The organism is Wenzhouxiangella marina (genome assembly GCF_001187785.1).
GTDB lineage: Bacteria > Pseudomonadota > Gammaproteobacteria > Xanthomonadales > Wenzhouxiangellaceae > Wenzhouxiangella > Wenzhouxiangella marina.
Genome location: NZ_CP012154.1, coordinates 723,653 through 742,590, shown reverse-complemented (window position 1 = coordinate 742,590; position 18,938 = coordinate 723,653). Strand labels below are relative to the sequence as shown.

Genomic DNA, 18,938 nt, shown 5'->3' with positions numbered 1-18,938 from the left:
CAGCCAAATTATTGACCTTTCGGATTGAAAGACAACATGATGAATGCCCGCTCAAGATATTCCCTTACGCGAGCCCTGCTGGCCACCTGTGTGGCGATCGGGATGGGTTCGGTTTCAGCAGTGGACACCGTTGAAGCCGCCCGCAGCACGCTCGCAGGCGAGGAAAATCTGGCCAGCCTCCGCAATCTGCCGGACAACGACACCGGCCTGCGCTTTCTGTTCGACTCGGCCCCCGACCTTCCGATCGTATCGAGCGGCACCTCGGGCCTGAATCCCGTTCAGGCGATCCTGTACGAGCAGAACGAAATCCAGCTGCAGATCGACGGGCGCCTGTTCTGCCCGCCGAGCGGCTTCATCCTGCCCGCGGGCGCGGGTGGCGTGCGACTGCTGGTCAAGGACGCCAGTGATCACCCGGTCATCGACACGATCATCAACAACAGCAGCAGCCAGTTCCTGACCTATTTCCCGTTCGGCGTGGCCGACCTGCCCAACGTCCCCGTGCTGTTCGCTGATCCCGGCCGCTCCGTCCCCTGCTTCTTCGAGTCACCGGACGGCACCCTCGGCCTGTTCGGCATGGAAGACATCATCAGCCAGGACGTCATCTTCTCCTCGCGCTTCGAGGAGAACGGGATGGACACGCGCGGTTTTACCCTGGTCTACGAAAACGTCAGCCGCACGCAGGCCACGGCCGGTGATCTGTTCCAGTCCAACCTGAACTACGACCTGGTGGTGCGCCTGGATCCGGGCTCGGCGGACATCGCCTCCATCGGTCTGCAGGAACTGCTGCCGATGAACTCGGCCTTCGCCGGCGGGGTCTTCGCGCCGGACGGTGGATTCGTCGACGTCAGCTGCCAGCCCTCGAATCGTTGCGACGGCTTCATTCTGGACGATGAAGTGCTGCGCGGCCAGATCGGTCCGCTGACCAGTGACACGCCGGAGATCCGGATCGAGGTCACGGGACGACTGATCAGCGCCGACAGCACCACCGGCTCCTTCGCGCGCCTGTCGGCCGGCGCCGTGGCCCTCGATGCTTCATTCGGTACCGTGCCGGCCAGCGACACCGCCGAAGCCAGCGTCTGGATCGTCGGCAATGGTACCTGGATCGATGCCGGCGACCCGATCAACGGCGTGGTCGTGACCGGCATCGACCCCATCAACGATACGCCGGTCGGCGTGACCGTCCACTCCTGGGACAGCGACCCCGCCCTGAGCGAGACGAGCCCCAAGCAGGGCATCCCGGTGGAAGTCTCGAGCATCGAGTACTGCAGCGACAACTGTGAAATCCCCCAGAACTGGGACGTGCTGATCACGACTCCCACGATCGATGGCCTGATCGCGCAGATTGCCGGCCAGGATCGAATCCGGATCGAACCCGCAGCGGCCACCACCGAATTCCTGACGACCGATCCCCTGACGGCAGGCGCGGAATTCGGCCTCTACTCGGAAGCCGCCGGTCAGGTCCGACTGACCTTCAGCATCCCGCAGAACCGTCAGGTCTCGGCGGGTGTCCGTGACGCGGGCGGTGCCCAGACGCAGGTGGTCATCGACTTCGATACCGATGCGGCGGCGAACATCGAGATTCTCGACCCGAGCATTCAGGCCACGGCCGGCATCTGCACGCCGTTCTCCGCCCAGGTGACCGACCAGTTCGGCAACCCGGTCCAGGGCGCCGTCGTGTCCGCCGGCTTCGTCTCGTCGCCTGCCGAACCGATCGCATGCAGCCTGGGCAATCAGGTGACCGATCTCGACGGCCTGGTGGGCTTCGAGGCGGGCTCGCAGAGCGCAGAGAATCTGCAGGTGATCACCAGCATCGTCGGCACCCAGATCAACGACACGGCGCCATTCAACGTTGCCCCCGGCACACCGAGCCAGCTGGTTCTGAGCTTCGACGTCGGCGCAGGCTCCTTCGCCATCGACGAAGTACTGCCGCCGCTGGTGCTGACCGTTCAGGATCAGTACGGCAACACGGCGACCTCCTACTCCCAGTCGCTCCTGCGTCTGGAGCTGCGCAAAGGCGGCGCCGGCGGAACCGAGATCATCACCGGCCCCTGGTCGACCACCTTCACCCAGGGCGAGTTGATCATCAACGGCATCGACCTGTCCTCGCTGAGCGCCAGCATCATCGGAACTGGTCGCACCCTCGAAGCCGCGGCCAGGATCCAGGGGAACACGGTGGTCCAGAGCTCGGCGCCCTTCGAGATCACCGCCGCAGAGCCCGCCATGACCTTCGAACTCGATCCTTCGGGCGGTGCGGAAAGCTCGCAGACGATCACCGCCACTGCCAGCCTGTCCGGCGGCGTCAATCCGACCGGCTCGATCGAAATCAGAAACGCAGCCAATGGCGACGTCCTGTGCTCGATCGACGTGGCGTCCCAGACCAGCTGCAGCATCCCGCCGCTGAGCGCGGGCAGCTACGACATCCAAGCCGTCTACAGCGGGGACGCCTACAACAGCACCGTGACCGAGACCATCTCCGGCTACACGGTCACCGACCCGGCACCCTGATGAACGCGCGGGCTGCAGCTCGTACAGCGAGCTGCAGCCCGCCCAGCGCTAGATGGTCCGACCGGGACGGCTTCTCGAACCCGTCACCCTCCCACCCGACCGAAACGCCCCCGTAGCCGGCCTGCTTGGCCCCTGAAGCCATTGGATGGGAAACCGCCAAGGCCTACTGACAGGAATTGTTGATGAGGTCCTGGCGTTGCGAGCCTTGCAGGGCCGCTCCGGGTGCAGACGGCGGCCGAGATGCTTCCTACACCAGCGGCCGCCCTCGACTCGACACGACGCTTTCGCTCATGGCGTGTAGAGCCCGGAGATTCCGGTGTTCGTGCCGCAAAGACCGAACTCGCTGCACATGGGGTGCTGGGTGATCTGTGCGGGCGGCGTTCCCGCCTGATCCTGGGTCCAGATCAAATTGAGGTAGTAGCTCGTGTTGGGCTCCAGGCCGCAGCGATCGCTCGCTGCAATGAAGTCCGGCCCGCCCCAACGGAAACTCTCGACAAACGTGAACTGGTCTCGCCGAACGCAACCCGGCCCCATTTCCCCATCGATGAGGTCCTTGTTGAAATCTCCCGGGCAGCGGGAGATCGACCACATCTTCGTCGCTGCAGCGGCACCCCCGAACTGGGGCACCTCCAGGATGATCGATCCCTGGTGGCCAGACGGAATATCGCCACTGTTGAACTCCATGGCGATGAACTCCGGCTGACCGCCCTCCACGAATAGATTGCGGAACAGAGTCGGCCCTGCGGGCCATGGCGCGGACCAGACGTCAGCAAAACTGGTGCAGTCAGCGGACTCCACGACGCCCGAGCCGGGCGGATTGGCCCAGACGCAACTGTTGTTTGCCGTGGTCTTTCGGGTCCAGTTCGACAGGCTCCCCTGGCCCAGCAAGGCGCGGCCGGAACACTCGGCCGGACCCCTATTCCGAGACGGTCACGGTGCGGATCGTCGTTGGCCCGGCGCCGACAGCGTTCGAGCAATTCAATGCAACGGTGTATTGACCGTTCGGCAGGCTCTCGGAGGTCGTCAGCATCAGGGACCCGAGCTGGGTCTGATCGCCGGACCAGCCAGGCAGCGTGCCGCTGGCCGAGCAGAATCCCGCATTGGTCGAAGACCAGACGATGTCGATCGAATCCCCGGCCTGGATCGTCGTTTCGCTGACGCTGCCGTTGACCGTCAGCTGCGGCGGCGGCGGGGCCTCGCCCGGCCCGGAGCCATTGACGGACACGAAGGCGCCGATGGTGGCGCTCCCGGAGCCGTTCTGACAGCTCACCTCGACCGCGTAGGCGCCGGTCGGCACACCCGCGGGCACGGTGTAGACCGCCGGGCCCTGCAGACCGATGCTTTCCGCCGGCCAGCCAGGCAGGGTCGAGGACAGACTCGGTTCGCAGACGGTCGCATTCGTCGACGTCCAAAGTACCTGCAGATCGGCACCAGCCGCCACCGGGTTCGGAGACAGCAGCACAGTACTCAAACCGGGGATGGACGGCCCGCTCAAGCAGGCACTCAGGTCCAGCACGGTCGCTTGCACATCCCCGCTGTCCGCGTCGAAATCCACAGGGACCTGATCGGCCAGATCACAGACGATGTCCGGGCCCTGCTGGGCCCCATCGCGAAGATGGAGCTGCTTCGATTGGGCGACGACCGGACCGCCAACCAGCATCGCCAGCCCGGCCATACCCACAAGGACCGCTGTGCAGGCCAGGCGCCGATGATCCCGGCACTCGCGAGCCGGCCGAGTTCTCGAGTCGTGCGTGGACAGCATGAACCAGCTCTTGTCGATCATGGTGAATAGTTCCCGGACTGGAGCAGGCCCATTCCACAGCGTCCGAACTGCGCACAGGCCGGGTTCTGGGTCAGGTCTGCCGGTGGCGTACCCGCAGGGTCGGTGGTCCAGATGATATTGAGGTAGTAGTCGGTGAACGGCTCCAGACCGCAGCGGTCGCTTGTCGGAATCGACGCCGCCCCACCCCACTGGAAGGGCTCGGCCGAACTGAAGGAATCGCGACGAATGCAGCCGACACCCATTTCCGCCTCGATCTCTGCCTGATTGAAGTCACCGGGGCAGCGGGAAATGGACCACATCTTCAGTCCCGCCGAAGCACCACCGAAGGAGGGTGGCTCCACGAGCAGCTGCCCCAGCACATTGGCCGGGACGTTGCCACTGTTGAACGCCATGGCGATGAACTGAGGGCCGGACCCGTCGACGAAGAGGTTGATCGCCGAGCCTCCCGCAGGCCAGGGCTGAGGCCAGGCGGTGTCGAAGAAACGGCAGTTGGCACTTTCGATCGGCTCGGATGGGAAGACGAAGGCAGAGGACCAGACGCAGGTATTGAGACCGGTGGTCTTGCGCGTCCAGTTCGACAGACTTCCCTGACCGAGCAGTGCGCGGCCGTCGCAGGCGGTCGGCTGCGCATCGGACACCGTCACTCCGCGCGCAACCAGCGGCGAACTTCCGGACGCGTTCAAACACCGCAGTCGAACCGTGTAGGGGCCATTGGGCAGCGAGGGCGATGTGGTCACCGACTCGACACCCTCCGGCGTCTTGACCCCGCTCCATCCAGGCAAGGTCCCCGACGCCTCGCAGCTGCTGGCGTTCGTGGAGGCCCAAGCGAGTGTCAAGGCGGCACCCGGCTGGATCGTGATGACCGTCGTGCTCCCATTGACAGTGAAACTGGGCGTGCCTGGCGGATCGACCGGGGCCGACGCCTCGACCTCGAGCAAGCGGCTTTGCGTCACGGTGCTGTCGCCGTCGCTGCAACTGATCGCCAAGGAATATTCTCCAGCAGGCGTGGCCGCCGGAACCGTATACAGGAGAGGCCCTTCCAGACCAAGCGACTGAGCGGTCCAACCCGCCAGGGTCGAGGATGGGTCCGGCGAGCAGGAACTGGCACCGACGGTGGTCCAGAGCACCTGGATCAGGGAACCGGCCACGACAGGATCGGGGCTGACGATCAATGGACTGAGGCCCAGGGCCGCACCTCCGTCGAGACAGCTATCGTAATCGTCCAGAGGAACGAACAGATCGCCACTGTCCGCGTCGAGCTGGACGGCAGATGAATCCGTCAGGTTGCAGGTGATCGGCTGACCTCCTGCCAGGTCGTGGAGGACCAGGCTTCTGGACTGTGCCAAGCCAGTGACCGTAACGAAACAGAGCGCCATGGCGACGCCAGGCAAAACGATTCTCAAAGCCGATCCCCCATGCCAGGAATAGCGAGACAAACTTGATACCTGAAGCAGGTTACCACAAGGCCATCGCGCCGTAGTAGTCACATTCACGTCATAATCCCTCATACCTCTTGAAGTCTATTTACATAGCCACTAAAGATGGCTTAATGGACAGCAGGCATGCCAGGGTTTAGAATCGCCCATCGTAGTTGGCCTATCGTACCGGGGGAATGCCGTTGAACTCTCGCCATATCCTGCTTGTTGCTTGCCTCGCCTTCGCGAGCTGCCTGCTCCAAGCTGCGGCCGTATCGGCCAGTTCGTCGGGCGCAGCATCGAGCTCGGAGGTCCAGGGCGCCGGCGGCGGCATTGAGCTGACGATCGAGGGCCAAACGGTGGCCAGCCTGCTGCCCTTGCCCGGCGCCAGCTATCTCCCGCTCACGGGCGAGATCGAATTGGACTTGCTTGGACCACTGTTCTGCTTCCCCCTGACCGGCCTCCCTGCAAGCGCCCCACTGACACTGTCCGCCAGGAATGCCAACGGCGATCCGATCATCGACCAGCTTCCCCTCGACAGCAACCTCCGCTATCTGCCCGGCGGCGACCGCCTGCTGCTCGAGGTCCCCGAGGAGGCAGCCTGCTTCCATGCCGGGCCCGGAGGTTTCGGTCTGTCCGGCCTTGCACCGCCAGGCGGGGACGACCCGAACCTGATCTTCAGGGATCGCTTCGAGCCCCAGAGCACCCTGAAAGTCGAATTCTTCAACGTGCCCGATTTCGTGCGCGTCAACGAACTGATCAACTACCAGGTCGAGGTCCGCAACGAAGGCCAGACGACCGCTTCCGCGGTCGGTTTTCAGGAACTCTATCCACGCAATCCCAGCTACTACCCGGACGGTCAGTTGACCGCCGGCATCTACCAGTGCCAGGGCATCGGCGGCGCCAGCTGCGCCGATGCCACGCCCGGGACCAGCGAACCGTCGATCCGGGGCCGCGACCTGGTGCTGCCTCCCGGCGGCATCGTCCGCTTCAACGTCATCCGATCGATCTTTTCCGCTTCCAGTCCAGGCGGCGTGATCGATCTCTACGCCGGGGCCATCGACCGCAGCCTGCCCGAAGCGAGCAACTGGGATGCGGCAACGGCCAGAATGGTCTTGATCGGCGAAGGTCAGACCATTGCCGCGACGCTCGAGAATGCCAGCCCGCCGGTGGCCGATGGCGTCGACCCGGCCTTCATCCGCGTCACGGCGTTGGATGCCGCCAAGTTTCCGACCCCTGGTGTGTTCATCCAGCTGAGCAATGCCGACGGGCTCGACATCACGCCCCTCAGCGGCACCACCGGCGCCGATGGCAGCGTGCTGTTCACGGCCAGATCGGCCGGCCCCACCGGCACCTTCCAGCCCGAGTTCTTCGCGCCCGACCTCGGCGCCTCCGGTGTCGGCACCACCGCCGAGGTCAGCTTCGTGGCCGGCCCACCGGCCCAGCTGTCGGCATTCACCATCATCGACAACATCCCGGCCGACGGAACCAGCACCGGACTCGTCGAAGTCGTGGTCCGGGACGCGTTCGGCAACCCGACGCCCAATGAAACCGTCACGGTTGGCGTGGACGAGGGCCTGAGCTTCTTCAGCAACAGCGCCGTGACCGATGTCTCCGGCCGTGCGTATTTCACCGTGTCTTCGACCAATGCCGGCACCTTCAACCCCAGTTTCATTCAGAGCGAGGCGCTGGTAAGCGCAAGCACGGCAATCACTTTCCGTGCCGGATCACCCGATCGCCTGGTGTTCGCCTCGCAGCCCAGCGACGTGATCGCCGGCGCGGTCATGTCTCCACCGGTGGCGATCTTCGTCCTCGACGCCTTCGACAACCTGGTCGACTGGGACAACAGCACGACGGTGACGCTACAGCTTCGCCAGAACGGCACGGGCGTGAGCTTCTTCCCGGACCTCACCGCCAGCAACGGCATCCTGCTGTTCGACTCGATCGTCGTCAACCAGGCCGGGACCGGCTACGACCTGAGGGCCTTCAGCGATCTGCCGACCATCACCAGCAGCTCCTTCGAGGTCCTGCCGGCCCCCTGAAACGAAGCCACCGGAAACGGCGGCCGGACCCGCTGGCTGGCCGGCTCTGTTTACAATGCTCGGCATGTCCGACACCTCGCCCTCAACGGCCATCGCCGACTGGCTGGACGACTATGAATCGGCCAGCCAGAGCCATACGGATGCCATCGAGCTCGCACGCTCGAGGCTGCGGGAATCGACGCTGGATCACGACACCCTGGAGCTGATCCTGGAGGCCCTGCGGGCCCTGCGCCAGCTCTCTCCCGATCCGGACACGGTCGCGGCGACCCTGCTGATTCCCCTGGCTCAGCAGGAAGGGAGTGATCTGGAGGCGCTCAGCCCATCGGTGCGATCGCTGCTCGGCCAGCTCGCCACCCTGACCCACTTCGGCCGCACCTACCTGCCCGATGACAGTCGCCGCGCCGAAGGCCTGCGCCGACTGCTGCTGGCCCTGGTCGCCGACATGCGCGTGGTGCTGATCGCCCTGGCCTGGCAAGTGGCCAGGCTGCGTCTGGCTCGCGAAGGCTCGGAAGAACAGCGCCGCGCCCTGGCCCGGGAAACCCAGATCATCCACGCCCCGCTGGCCAACCGTCTGGGCATCTGGCAGTTGAAGTGGGAGCTCGAGGACCTGGCCTTTCGCTACCTCGAACCCGACACCTACCGGCAGATCAGCCGCCTGGTGGCCGAGCGCCGGGCGGATCGAGAAGCCTTCATCACTACCTTCATGGACCGATTGCGCGAGGTCGTGCAGGCCCAGGGCATCAAGGCCGACGTGTCCGGGCGACCGAAACACATCTATTCGATCTGGCGCAAGATGCAGCGCAAGGGCCTGGACTTTCACGAGCTCTTCGACGTCCGCGCCGTACGCGTGCTTGTCGACAGCGTGGCCGAGTGCTATGCCGTGCTGGGCCTGGTCCACACGCACTGGCAGCCGGTGCCCGGCGAATTCGACGACTACATCACCAATCCCAAGGCCAACCTCTACCAGTCCCTGCACACCGCCGTGACCAGCGACTCGGGCCGGGTCGTCGAAGTCCAGATCCGCACCCACGACATGCACCGCCATGCCGAACTCGGGGTGGCGGCGCACTGGCGCTACAAGGAAGGCGGACCACGCGATGATGCCCTCGAAAAGCGCATCGGTGTGATGCGTCGTCTGCTCGAAGGCCAGGGCGAAGAGGCCGACGATGACAGCCTGCTGGAAAGCTTCGACAACGAAACTCGCGAAGACCGGGTCTACGTGCTGACTCCCAGAGGCGAGGTCAAGGATCTGGTCGCGGGCGCCACGCCCCTGGACTTCGCCTATCTGGTGCATACGGAGGTCGGGCACCGCTGCCGCGGCGCGCGGGTGAACGGCCGGATCGTGCCCCTGACCACGGTGCTGCAGAACGGCGACCGCGTCGAGATCCTGACCGCCAAGGAAGCCCGACCCTCGCGTGACTGGCTCAGCCCTCGCCTCGGCTACATCCGGAGTGCGCGCGCCCGGGCCAAGGTCCGGCACTGGTTCAAGCAGGCCAACTACGACGACAACCTGCAGGACGGCCGTGCAGCCATCGAGTCGGAGTTCCGGCGCCTCGATCTCCCGATGGAGGAACTCGAAGGCGTTCTGGAGGGCTTCAACTTCAAGCGCGTCGACGATCTGATGGTCGCCGTCGGCAGCGGCGATCTGACCACCGGCCAGGTGGCGGGCGCCGTCGAACGACTGCGTGCCGCGCGGTCGCCGGCCAGCGCGCGCCTGACCGTGCACGAGCAGCGTCATGACGCGCACGGCGATCGTGATGACATCCGCATCGAAGGCGTCGGCAAGCTGATGCACCAGATGGCCCGCTGCTGCCAGCCGGTGCCCGGCGATGCCATCGCCGGCTTCATCACCCAGTCACGCGGCGTCAGCATCCATCGCCAGGACTGCCGCCAGTTCCTGGACCTGCTCGCCCAGCACCCCGAGCGGGTGCTGAACGTGCAGTGGGCCGATCGGGCTCGCAGCCACTATCCGGCCCGGGTGGTGCTGGAGGCGCACGACCGCCGCGATCTGCTGCGCGATCTGGGCACCCTGCTGGCCCACGAGAACGTCAACGTCAGTGCCATGAACACCCGCAACGACGAACAGAATCAGCAGGTCCGCATCGAACTGACCGTGCAGGTCGAGGACTTCGATCAACTGGCCGTGCTGCTGGGCAAGATGCAGTCGATTCCGAACGTCACCAGCGCCCGCCGCCTGCGCAATCTCTAGTGATCCACATACTGGCTTCATGCCCCTAATCGAAGCCTGCGACAGGCAGACCGATCGACGTGCTGGGGTAAACTACACCGATGCAATCGCCCGTCCCCGCGGTCAGCGTCGTCATCCCCAACTGGAACGGCGCCCACCACCTGCCCGAGTGCCTCGAATCGCTTGCGCGACAGCGCTTCCGCGACTTCGTGACCGTGCTGGTCGACAATGGCTCCAGTGACGATTCCCTGACCCTGCTTGCGCGGGACTATCCCTGGGTGCAGGTGATCGCCCGCGGGGACAACGGCGGTTTTTCCGCCGCAGTCAACGAAGGCATCCGCGCCACCGAATCACCCTACGTCGTGCTGCTCAACAACGACACTCGCGCCGACCCCGGCTGGCTCGAGGCCCTGGTCGCCGGCATGCAATCGCAGCCCGAAGCCAGCATGGGTGCCTCGCGCATGCTGCTCTACGACCCGCCGCATGCCGTCGACTCGGCCGGCGATGGCTTTTCACTGCGGGCCGGGGCCGGTTACAACCTGTCGGCCGGCGAAGACGCCGACAGCGTGACCGACGACGCCTGGGTGTTCGGCGCCTGTGCCGGCGCGGCCATCTACCGCCGCAGCCTGTTCGAGGACATCGGCCTGTTCGACGAGGATTTCTTTCTGGTCTTCGAAGACGTGGATCTCGACCTGCGAGCCCAGGTGGCCGGCCACCGCTGCCTGTACATCGCCGATGCCATCATCTATCACAAGCGCGGCGCCTCGACCGACAATGCCAGCCTCGAGGTCATCACGCGCTCCTGGCGGAACACGCTGTGGGTGGCGGGCAAGAACCTGCCCTTCGGCCTGTTCCTGGTCTGGTCCTTGTTCTTCGGCCTGCGCCTGCTGCGCCACTTCGGCTGGGCGATCTTCTTCCGGCTCTGGCGCTGGATCAGTCCGAACAGCGCACCTTCGAAACGCTCCGACGAGGCCAGTAGCGGCAACGCGTCGGCGTCGGCACCGGCTCCGACCTGGCGCCAGGGCGTGATCGCCCGCTGGTACTGGCCGGCCCTTCGCGCCGGCCTTCGAGCGCTGCCGGCCAAACGCCGGCAGACCCGCCGCCTCCGCCGCCTCGGCAGCCTGCGCCTGCTGCCCATCCTGCTGCGCCCGCATCGGCCGATCGACCGCGAACGCAGCCCGTCCACGTGAGCACGGCGGCCGACACGGGCGCGGTGATCGTCGCCTTCCACCCCGATCTCGACCGGCTTCGGTCGCTGATCGACACGGTTTCTCAGCAGGTCGAACGGGTCATCGTGGTCGACAACGGTCCCGGCGACGACTTCGAGCTCGAGGGCCGGGCCGGAGTCGAGATCGACCGCGCCGGCGCCAACCTCGGGGTGGCCGCCGCCCTGAACCGCGGCATCGAAGGACTGCGTCGGGCCGGTGTTCGACGTGCCCTGCTGCTCGATCAGGACAGCCGGATCGAGGCGGACTTCGTCGGGACCCTGGCGCGGGAGCTCGACCGGCAGCGACAGGCCGGCCGTCGCGTCGCCGCCATCGGCGCCCGCGTTCGCGATCACGACGATCGCCATCCGGCGCCCTTCATCCGATTCCGACTGCCTTTCAACCAGCGCCTCGACGGCGAGCACGGCAGCGTCGACTGCGACTTCCTGATCACCTCGGGCAGCCTGCTCGACCTCGATTACTGGACCGACATCGGCCCGATGCGGGAAGCCTGGTTCATCGACAACATCGACCTGGAGTGGTGCTTCCGTGCACGCCGCAAGGGCTACGCCATCCTGGGCTGTCATGAGGCGGTGCTCGCGCACCGGATCGGCGAGCGCGAACGCCTGTTCGGCTTCATCGCCTATCGACGCCACGCGCCCGAGCGGCTCTACACGATGATGCGGAATCGGGTCTTTCTCTATCGCAGCGGGGCGCCGCGGGCCTGGGTCGTTCAGGATGCCCTGCGTGCCCTGGGCAAGCTGGGCCTGTTCGCGCTGATCGCCCCGCGCCGGGCGCATCTGAAAGCGATGCTCGGCGGCCTGCGCGACGGCTGGACCACCCGGCCCCTGCCCTGAGCCCGGCTGAGGCGGGCGCTCAGTCTCGCTCCGAGGATTCCAGTCCGGCCAGCACCAGGTCGGCCGCCTGCCGCGAAAAGTGCCGCTCGACATTGGCCAGGCCGCCCTGGGCCAGGCGATTCCAGAGCGCTTCGTCCCGATAGAGGCGGACGACTTCGTCGGCAAACTGCTCGGCACCGTCGGCCAGCAGCACGTCCCGGCCATGTTCCAGGAACATGCCTTCGCCGGCACAGGTCGTGGCGACCACCGGCAGGCCATGGCTCATGGCCTGATTGACCTTGCCCTTGACCCCGGCCCCGTAGCGCAGCGGTGCCAGGGAGATGCGGGCACGCGCCAGCATCGGGTCCAGGTCCGCGACGAAGCCGTGCACGCGAATCCCCGGCTGTTCACCGAGCCGCTCGACGGACTCCGGCATCTGTGAACCGACCAGATGCAGCTCGACCTCCGGCAGGGCCGCTCGAATCCTGGGGAAGATCTCCGCCGCCAGCCAGCGCACGGCATCGACATTGGGCTGGTGCTGGAAGCCGCCGACGAACAACAGGCCGGCGCGCTCGGACCAGGCCGGGCCCGGGCCGTGCACCTCGTGGATATTGGACAGGATGCGCACGTCCGCCCCGGGCAGCTCCTCGGCCAGCAGGGCCTGCTCGACGGGGCTGACCACCAGGCTGATGTCGGCCTGGGCGATCAGACGCAGTTCCTGCTCCCGGGTCCGGCGGGCCTGTTCGGCGACGACCTCATCGCCCGTGAGCTCGGCCTCGCGCTGCTCGCGCAGGTAGTGAAGATCGACCGTGTCGAAGACCAGCCGGGCCTGGGGCGCATGCTGCCGGAGCATCACCAGCAGCGGCGCGAGCACGTAGTGGCGGCTGACGAGGATCAGGTCGAGGTCGCGACCCTGCTCCGCCAGCCAGGGCTCCAGGGTCGGGACGGCCGGCGCGTGCAGGACCTCGATGCCGGCCTGGGTGAGCTGGTCCGTGTAGCCCTCGACGTAGAGGCGATTCTCGGCCATGAAGCTGACCTGGTAGCCGCGGGCACCAAGCAGATCCAGCACGGCCCGAATGCGCACGGAACCCGAATCGTGGTCGGGGCGAGGCGTGGTGGCGTCGATGACCAGGGCGCGGCGCCGATAGCGGCGGTAGCGTAGATGCCGCACGGGATCGACGCGATCGTGATCCGGTTCCGGCGGCGGATGCCCAGTCAGCACCTCGCGCCATTTTTCGGCGAAGCGCTCGCGATTGATCGCCTGATACTTCTTGGCCCCGCTGCGCTCGTCCGTGCCCGAGGTGGCGCCCTCATGATGGACGATCGTGCAGGCGGGCTGGACCAGCACCTTCTTGCCGGCCTGGCGCATCTGAAAGCACAGGTCCGTGTCTTCGTAGTAGGCCGGTCGAAAACGCGTATCGAAGCCGCCCAGGCGCTGGAAATCCTCCCGACGCAGGGCCAGGCAGGCGCCCGAGACGTAGTCCGCCTCGCTGAGGAAACCGTACTGCGGCGCGGACGGATCGTCGAACTTGCCGTAGTTCCAGCCGCTGGCATCGTTGAAGATGATGCCGCCGGCCTCCTGCAATCGGCCATCGGGGTAGACCATGCGAGCACCGACGATGCCTGCATCGGGATCGTTCTCGAGCGGCTCGAGCAGGGCCTCGAGCCAGCCTTCGGACACGGTGGTGTCGTTGTTCAGAAAGACCAGAAACTCGCCCCGGGCCGCCTCGGCGCCTCGATTGCAGCTGTCGATGAAGCCGGCGTTCTTCGTGTTCCTGAGCACGCGGAGCCCTTCGCAGGCCGCGAGGAAATCGGCGGTACCGTCACCGGAGCAGTCATCGACGACCAGCACTTCGAAGGGCGTGGCAGCGGCATGTTCGGCCAGCGAATGCAGGCAGGCCGCCGTCAGCTCGACCTTGTTGTAGACGGGAATCACGATGCTGGCGATCGGCGCATCGGAGCTCGGCAGTTCGAGGGGCTCGAGCCGCGGCACCGGCGCCTCGACCGGCGGCAGGGGCTCGGTCGAAGACTCCTCCGACGCCCCCGCCCCAGTCTCCACCGGCGAGCGGTAGAGGGCCAGCAGGGTCCCGCGCCAGCCTTCGCCACGCAGGCTGGCCAGCAGACGTCCGGCCAGGCCAGGCCAGCGCAGGGGATTCCAGAGCTGCTCGGTCCGAGCGGACCGGAGCAGCCGAGTCCCGAAGCGCAGCGGCCGGGTCAGGCGCCAGGACCAGCTCTCGCTCATCAGACGAATATGCGTATCACGCGCTGCAAGCTGGTCCTGGGTCTCGCGCAACTCGGACACCAGCTCGGCGACCCGGCGATCGCGGGCAAACAGCTCGGCGCGGGTCGCCTCCAGCGTCATTTCCAGGCGTTCGCGTTCGCGCTCCATGCGCTGGCGGGACCGTTCGTGTTCGGCACGCTCGGCCGACAACTGGGCGTCCAGCGAACGCGCCCAGGCCGTACGCTCCTCGCTCAGGCGCTCGGCGCGCCGCGCCCAGTCCGCCCGCCGGGTCAGTTCCTCGCGTTGTGCGTCCACGAGCACGGCCAGCTCGGCCCGCTTGGACTCGGCCTGACGATGCGCTTCGCTCTCCAGGCCCAGGGCGCTCTGTGCCAGACCACGAACCGGCGTCCAGGACGGCGTCGTCGAGCGCTCGGGAAGGAGCTCGCGGTAGGCCTGCGCCGCCTCGGCCAGGCCGGGTTCGGCCAGCGCCTGAGCGGCGAGCGACCGCAAGGCCTCGGCGCGGCCTTTCCATTGGATCACGGCCTCGACCAGCGCCTCGGGATCGGGATCGAACAAGACGCCATCGACGCCGTCCCGGATGCGCTCGGCAAAGCTGCCCAGGCGGGTGGCCATGGGGGTGATTCCGAGCGCGCGCGCTTCGGAGAGCACGTAGTTCCAGGTCTCGGGCACGGTGGACAGCAGCAGCACGGCGTCCGCCTCGAGCGTCGACAGCAGCGCCGGTAACTCCTCGGCCTCGTAGTCGAGCAAGATGTCCACGCCCGGGCTGCCGAACAGGCGATAGGCCTCGCGACCGGCGCCCAGCAGGGTCAAGCGGCAATGGGCACGCAGTGCATCCAGGCTTCGCTCGAGCAGGCCCAGGCCCTTGCCCTGGCTGATGCGCCCAACCACGACCAGGCGCAGCGGCCCTTCGACAGACTCCTTGCGGGCAAGCCCGCCGGACCAGGATGGCGGCGCATCGAAACCATGCGGCCGCACGGCGATCTCCGGCAGCCGATTCTGGAACAGGCGCTGCCAGCGATCGGCCACGTGACGGGTCGGTGCGATCAGCCGGACCGCCTGCTCGACCACGGCCTCGGCCCAGGCCGCGCCGAGCACATGCCAGTGGTCGGCATCGGCATGCTCGAACATCAGCCTCCCGGCCTGGGCGCTCAGGGCCGGACCCAGATCGAGGCGACCGTCCGCAGCCAGGCTCTCCAGGGGATCCTGATGCAGCAGCGGGCTGGCCGGATAGAAATCATGCAGGACGCAGAGCGTGGGCAGGCCGGTGCGCAGCGCATCCAGGCTGTGGCCGATCAGGGAGGAGACGATGATGCGCCCGATGCCATAGCGCTCGATGATCTGCCCGAGAAGCTCGGCGTAGGCCGGATGCGAGATCGCCGTGTCGGCAATCGGCTCGAGCAGCGGCCATTCGGCCAGCGGCGCCTGGCCGGCCAGCCCCGAATGAAGGCGTAGGCGCTGACCGTGCTCCCGCCCGTCCTGGCGTCCGCCCGCGCTGAGGATCAGATGACGACCGGCGGGGTCGCCCTGGCACTGGTCGGCAATCCAGCGAGCGATGCCGCCGCCCCAGGCGTGCGTGATGTGCAGAGTCAGCGGCGCTGCCCGATCGCTACCCTCGACTTGATGGAACTCGGAAATCCGATCCACGCCCGCAGCCAGCAAAGCGCTCAAACGCGCTCGCAGCTGACCGAAGGCGGCGGCCGATTGGGGACGCTTCAGCTGACCCGCATTCAGGGCGCGCGCCGGGTCATGCAGGAACAGATCATCGACCAGCTCCGCCACGGGACGATCCCGGTCCGGACGATGAACGAGGAACAGCTGCGCGCCTGCCACCATTCGACAGGGACTGGGCAGACCGGTGCCGGCGGCCATCAGCAGGCTGTGCGGATCGCTGTCCTTGCCCAGTCCCGACAGACCGGCCAGCGGGTTGAGCTCATCGTGATAGTTGCCGGCCAGCATGCGCAGCAGCGCCCCCGGACCGGCCGCTTGCCAGGCCTCGAGGCGCTCGGCGAGGTTCGCGGGCCAGTCGATGCCGTTGTCGAGGACCAGCGTGGCCTCTCCCGGCGCCTGCTCCCCGAGCCAGTGCCAGAGCGCATCCACCTCTCGAGGGTCCGCGTCGATCGCCTCCAAGCCATGCGTTTCGGCCAGGGAAGCTGCGGCCATGAGCCGCGCGCCGGGCAGGGCCTCGCGCAGGCGGGCCAGCCAGCTCGGATCGATCCGCCCACGGCCATCGGCGCGACAGACGACGCGCAGCTCGGACGACTGATGAGACAGGGATTCGGTGCGGGCGCTCGAAGTCATGAGGATGGCGTGCTCGGCGATGAGCTCCGGCTTGGACGTAATACGGCTGGCACCCGAAACCATCCGGACGCGACGCGCCCTGGACGGCTGGAACGAACCGCGCATTATACCGCTGGCGCACCCGCCGGACCGAGGAGCGGGTACACTGCTCTGCGTGCTGCGTCGCCTGCTTTTCCATAGCCTGCTCTTCCTGCTCGGCCTCGGCCTCGGCCTGCTCGGCCCGTGGGTCTGGTGGCTGGACCGGGAGGCGGGCCGACGCTTTGCCGATCGGCAGTGGACCCAGGACAGCCGGGTCTATGCACGACCACTCGAGCTCTATGCCGGCCAGGCCCTCGACCTCGCCGATCTGGTCGTGGAACTGGAGCACATCGGCCTGCGCTCGGGCGATCCCACCCGTCCCGGCCGCTTCGCCCGCAGTGCCCGCCGCGTCGAACTGCATGCACCGGCCTTCCCCTTTCCGGATCAGCCCCAGGCCGCCCAGCGAGTCCGGGTGGATTTCGAGGGTGATCGCGTCCAGGGCCTGAGCGATGCCGCCGGCCGATCCCTGAGCCTGGTGCGCCTGCCACCGGCCGAGCTCGGCGAGCTGCTGCCGACCGGCAGTGACGAACGCAGTCTGGTGCGCCTGGCCGACTTTCCGCCCCTGCTCGTCACCGGCATCCAGGCAGTCGAGGATCGGCAGTTCCGCCACCACCACGGCGTCGATCCCCGGGGCCTGCTGCGCGCGGCCTGGGCCAATCTGCGCCGCGGTGGCGTGGTGCAGGGTGGCTCGACCATCACCCAGCAGCTGGTCAAGAACCTGTTCCTGAGCCCCGAACGCAGCCTAGTGCGCAAGTTCAACGAGGCGGTGATGGCAATCAGCCTCGAGCGGCGATTCAGCAAGGGCGAGATCCTGGAGGCCTACCTCAACGAGGTCTACCTCGGTCAGGACGGCGCCCAGGCCATCCACGGCTTCGGACGGGCCAGCGAGTACTACTTCGGCCTGCCGGTGCAGTCCCTGGCGCCCGAGCAGATCGCCCTGCTCGTCGGCATGGTTCGAGGCGCGTCCTGGTACCACCCGGTGCGCAATCCGGAACGCGCCATGACGCGTCGCAACCAGGTACTGGCCCAGTTTCGCGACACCGGCCTGATCAGCCCGACCGAGCATGACCGGCTGCGCGAGCGCGGCCTCGAACTCTCCCGCTCGGACCAGCGACGCCAGCGACCCAACGCCGCCTTTCTCGAACTGGTCGCCCGCCAGCTCCGCCAGGACTACCACGACGAGGACCTGCGCGGCACCGGCCTGAAGATCTTCACCACGCTCTCGCCCTCGGCGCAGCGTGCCGCCGAGCGCGGTCTGGCCGACGCCCTGCGCCGTCACGAACGCCAGCCGGGCGAATTGCAGGGCGCGGTCATCCTGGTCGAACCGAGCAGCGGCGAGGTCCGTGCCCTGGTCGGCGATCGCCAGGCCGAGCGGCGCGGCTTCAATCGGGCACTGGACGCCCGCCGCTCGATCGGCTCGGTCATCAAGCCCTTCGTCTATCTGCAGGCCCTGGCCCAGCCCGAGCGCTACAGCCTGGTCACGCCCCTCATGGACGCGCCCATCGAGGTGCCGATCGAGGGCGACGAGCCCTGGCGGCCCAGCAACTACGACGGCACCAGCCATGGCGAAGTGGCGCTGATGGATGCCCTCGCCCACTCCTACAACCAGGCCACGGTCGGCCTGGGCATGGAACTGGGCCTGCCCGGCCTGTTTCGCCTGCTCGAACAGCTCGGCGTCGATCCCGGCCCGGCACGCCACCCCTCGGCCTTCCTCGGCGCGCTCTCCCTGACGCCACTTCAGGTGGCGCAGCTCTACCAGCCGCTCGCCGCCGAGGGCTACAGCACGCCACTGCGCTCGATCACCCAGGTGGTCGATGCGGAGGGCCGCGAGATCGGCCGTTACCCGATGCGCCTGCGTCCGATCCGCGAAGACGGCGCCCTGGCCCTGCTCGACTTCGCGCTGCGCCACGCCGTCACCGACGGCACGGCCCGCAGCCTGCCGGCCCTGTTGCACGACGACCCGGGCGTGCGCGGCAAGACGGGCACCACCAACGACCGCCGGGATGCCTGGTTCGTCGGCTATACTCGCGACTGGTTGGGCGTGGTCTGGACCGGGCGCGATGACAACGCGCCGGCCGGCGTGACGGGCGCGGCCACCGCACTGCCGGTCTGGGCCGAGGTGTTCAACGCCCTGCCCTCGCGTCAGCTGAATCGTCAGTGGCCCGAGTCGCTGGAATGGTTCTGGATCGACTGGCCGACGGCGCGCCTGGCCAACGAGCAATGCCCGAACGCGCGCGCCATCCCGTTCATCGCCGGCTCGAATCCGACCGAGTTGTCGGATTGCTTCGAACCGGCCTCAACTTCGCGCCGCCGACGCGGTCGAAATCGCTGAGACCCATTCGACTA

10 protein-coding genes are annotated in these 18,938 nt (G+C 67.1%); 6 read left to right on the top strand and 4 right to left on the bottom strand.

What is annotated here, in order from left to right; translation table 11 throughout:
- Positions 1-120: 120 nt before the first annotated feature.
- Positions 121-2,505: an Ig-like domain-containing protein gene (locus tag WM2015_RS03175; protein WP_049724682.1), complete on the top strand. Its 2,385-nt coding sequence runs from the start codon at positions 121-123 to the stop codon at positions 2,503-2,505.
- 288 nt (positions 2,506-2,793) lie between these two features.
- On the opposite strand, the gene WM2015_RS03170 is transcribed toward WM2015_RS03175, so the two are convergent.
- The 3 genes from WM2015_RS03170 to WM2015_RS03160 form a co-directional block, all read right to left on the bottom strand.
- Positions 2,794-3,189 carry a hypothetical protein gene (locus WM2015_RS03170; RefSeq protein ID WP_156200790.1) on the bottom strand — a complete coding sequence of 132 codons (396 nt, stop codon included), beginning with the start codon at positions 3,187-3,189 and terminating at the stop codon, positions 2,794-2,796.
- Between the two features lie 232 nt (positions 3,190-3,421).
- A complete protein-coding gene (locus tag WM2015_RS03165; RefSeq protein WP_049724680.1) occupies positions 3,422-4,288 on the bottom strand; it encodes a hypothetical protein in 867 nt (288 codons plus the stop codon).
- Positions 4,285-5,634: a hypothetical protein gene (locus WM2015_RS03160; RefSeq protein ID WP_156200788.1), complete on the bottom strand. Its 1,350-nt coding sequence runs from the start codon at positions 5,632-5,634 to the stop codon at positions 4,285-4,287. Before WM2015_RS03160 ends, WM2015_RS03165 begins: the two co-directional genes overlap by 4 nt.
- 428 nt (positions 5,635-6,062) lie before the next feature.
- Here WM2015_RS03160 and WM2015_RS03155 point away from each other — a divergent pair, with 428 nt between their 5' ends.
- The 4 genes from WM2015_RS03155 to WM2015_RS03140 all read left to right on the top strand — a co-directional run bounded on the left by WM2015_RS03155 (position 6,063) and on the right by WM2015_RS03140 (position 11,995).
- Positions 6,063-7,745: an Ig-like domain-containing protein gene (locus WM2015_RS03155; RefSeq protein WP_169751078.1), complete on the top strand. Its 1,683-nt coding sequence runs from the start codon at positions 6,063-6,065 to the stop codon at positions 7,743-7,745.
- Positions 7,746-7,809: 64 nt separating this feature from the next.
- Positions 7,810-9,954 (top strand): bifunctional (p)ppGpp synthetase/guanosine-3',5'-bis(diphosphate) 3'-pyrophosphohydrolase, encoded by a 2,145-nt coding sequence (locus WM2015_RS03150; RefSeq protein ID WP_049724677.1) that lies wholly within the window; start codon positions 7,810-7,812, stop codon positions 9,952-9,954.
- Between the two features lie 80 nt (positions 9,955-10,034).
- Positions 10,035-11,123: a glycosyltransferase family 2 protein gene (locus WM2015_RS03145; protein ID WP_049724676.1), complete on the top strand. Its 1,089-nt coding sequence runs from the start codon at positions 10,035-10,037 to the stop codon at positions 11,121-11,123.
- Complete coding sequence (locus WM2015_RS03140) at positions 11,120-11,995, top strand: glycosyltransferase family 2 protein (protein ID WP_049724675.1); 876 nt, start codon at positions 11,120-11,122, stop codon at positions 11,993-11,995. Before WM2015_RS03145 ends, WM2015_RS03140 begins: the two co-directional genes overlap by 4 nt.
- 19 nt (positions 11,996-12,014) lie before the next feature.
- Here the strand turns inward: WM2015_RS03140 and WM2015_RS03135 are convergent, their stop codons facing one another.
- Positions 12,015-16,514, bottom strand: a complete 4,500-nt coding sequence (locus tag WM2015_RS03135; protein WP_082169385.1) for a glycosyltransferase — start codon at positions 16,512-16,514, stop codon at positions 12,015-12,017.
- Positions 16,515-16,545: 31 nt separating this feature from the next.
- Between WM2015_RS03135 and mrcB the strand changes: the two genes are divergently transcribed.
- Positions 16,546-18,924 carry a penicillin-binding protein 1B gene (gene mrcB, locus WM2015_RS03130; RefSeq protein ID WP_169751077.1) on the top strand — a complete coding sequence of 793 codons (2,379 nt, stop codon included), beginning with the start codon at positions 16,546-16,548 and terminating at the stop codon, positions 18,922-18,924.
- Positions 18,925-18,938: the final 14 nt, after the last annotated feature.